Source organism: Pontibacillus yanchengensis Y32 (genome assembly GCF_000770635.1).
Taxonomy (GTDB): Bacteria; Bacillota; Bacilli; order Bacillales; family BH030062; genus Pontibacillus; species Pontibacillus yanchengensis.
In genome coordinates this window covers 1-1,991 of record NZ_AVBF01000125.1, presented here as the reverse complement: position 1 = coordinate 1,991, position 1,991 = coordinate 1, and the positions used below count along the sequence as shown (strand labels likewise).

The window sequence follows — 1,991 nt, the reverse complement described above, 5'->3', positions numbered from 1 at the left end:
CTATTCAGATTAATTGATTCCAAAATCAACACCAAACTTTAACATAGCCTACATTATAAAAAGAACACCTTATTGTACAAATATAATAAGGTGTTCTTCATTTACTTTAATTTATTAGAGGAATGCTAAAATACTCTTTTTGATAACTCTCTTCCCATATACTGTCTCTTATTATAAACCATAACTGCTCATTTTTTGTCCCAATATATTGTCCTTGTGTATTTTCTATTATTTTTTCTTTAGATAACACCTCTGATGAGAACTTAGTTAAATTTGTAAGCTCTTCAATGGAGTACAGATTCCCCTTACTGATTGGGATGATATCTTCTTCAGCATCTAATTCTTTTCTATTAGAACCATCATTATCTATTATGACATTTCCATATACCACCTTATTATCTATTAGGTTCCAAGAGTTTCCATAGTAATAAAATGGTTCATCGCTTAATTTTTGGGGCATGGAACCATCTAATCGAATACGATAAAGCTTCTCTTCATCTGAATAGTTAGTAAAGTAAACCCACCCATCTTTAGCATCAATATTAAAGGTTTCTACTTCTTTGTTAATAATCTTAGGATCTCCACCATCTAGATTTCTACTTTTAAGATAATATTGTTCCCCTCTTTCCATCCCTCCCTCTTCTAAGAAATTACCATAATAGCTATATACTATTTTATTATCTAAAATAGCCATATCTGTTACTAACTCTTTCGACAATCTTTCTAATTTCGTTCCTTCCAGATTAACTCGATAGATTTGTCCTTTCGGTAGATCACCTATTCTGTCACTACGATAAACCTCATGTAAAAAGTAGACCCATTCTCCAAGTCTATAGGATTGACCTAACACTTTTTTTACAGCAAGAGTTTGTGTTTCATTTGTAGTAACATCTGTTTTATATACCCCAAAATAATCCGACCAGACAATGACATTTTTACTATGTAAAGATGTCTTATCAGAAATAAAATAGTTACTCATACTTCTTGCCATAAATACTGTGAAATGAGCACGAGTTAAGGTATTACCTGGTTTGAAAGTTCCATCTAAATAACCATTAGTTATTTTATTCTTTGCCAAAGCTTGAATAGCTTCATACGCTTTATGTTCAGTGGAAACATCTTTAAAACTTTTATTAGATATTCCGTTTAAGTTAAATGCCTTCTGTAAAACAATAGCCATTTCTCCACGTGTCATTGGTTCATGCGGTTTAAAATATCCATCATTATAATGTCATCAAAAATTCCATTAGCAAGGACTGCTCCTACCTCATCAAAGTGACTACTCTCTGTTGTAAAGTCCTTTAAACCGAGAGGTGGTAGCTCTTCCCCCCAATATTCTTGCGATAGATTTAAAGCTCGATCCAACATAAGCGCTACATGAATTCGTTCCAAAGGTTTGTTAGCACCAAATGTTCCATCATTCATACCTTTAATAATAAATCTTTCACTTAAATAATGTATTTCTTCCTTTGCCCAATAATTTTCTGATACATCCGAAAATCCATAACTAACTACCGGAGAAAATACTACCCCAAATCCAACCATCATAACCATGACACAGACTAAACGTTTCATCTTTTTCTTCATCACATACCTCCAAAATTAAATAATAGATACATATATAGTCCTATTCACCTAATTACATTTAATTCCATGTTAATTCCAATTTAATTGTAATTAACATAAAAAAACCCCTTAGGAACAATTCCTAAGGGGTTTGTGTGTGCATGGCGGCGTCCTACTCTTGCGGGGGTGAAACCCCGACTACCATCGGCGCTGAAGAGCTTAACTTCTGTGTTCGGCATGGGAACAGGTGTGACCTCTTCGCCAAAACCGCCATACTTTGTATTTTGTTGAAGGTAGTACCTTCAAAACTAGATAAGAATCGGACATCGAATCGTTGGTGCGCCTTCTCAGGTTCGAGCTCCAGCGACTGCCGAGACAGTCGCCTGCGCTTTTCGTTTTAGTTAAGTCCTCGATCTATTAGTATC

The 1,991-nt window shown here is 34.5% G+C and carries 1 protein-coding gene, 1 rRNA gene and 1 pseudogene; all 3 read right to left on the bottom strand.

Features of this window, described 5'->3' with window-relative positions:
• Positions 1-106: 106 nt before the first annotated feature.
• Positions 107-1,195: a DUF5050 domain-containing protein gene (locus tag N782_RS20875; protein ID WP_052111480.1), complete on the bottom strand. Its 1,089-nt coding sequence runs from the start codon at positions 1,193-1,195 to the stop codon at positions 107-109.
• A gap of 191 nt (positions 1,196-1,386) precedes the next feature.
• Positions 1,387-1,545, bottom strand: a pseudogene (locus N782_RS22230) (S-layer homology domain-containing protein); the annotation flags it as partial.
• Positions 1,546-1,725: 180 nt separating this feature from the next.
• Positions 1,726-1,841: ribosomal RNA gene (gene rrf / locus N782_RS20365) — 5S ribosomal RNA — on the bottom strand.
• Positions 1,842-1,991: the final 150 nt, after the last annotated feature.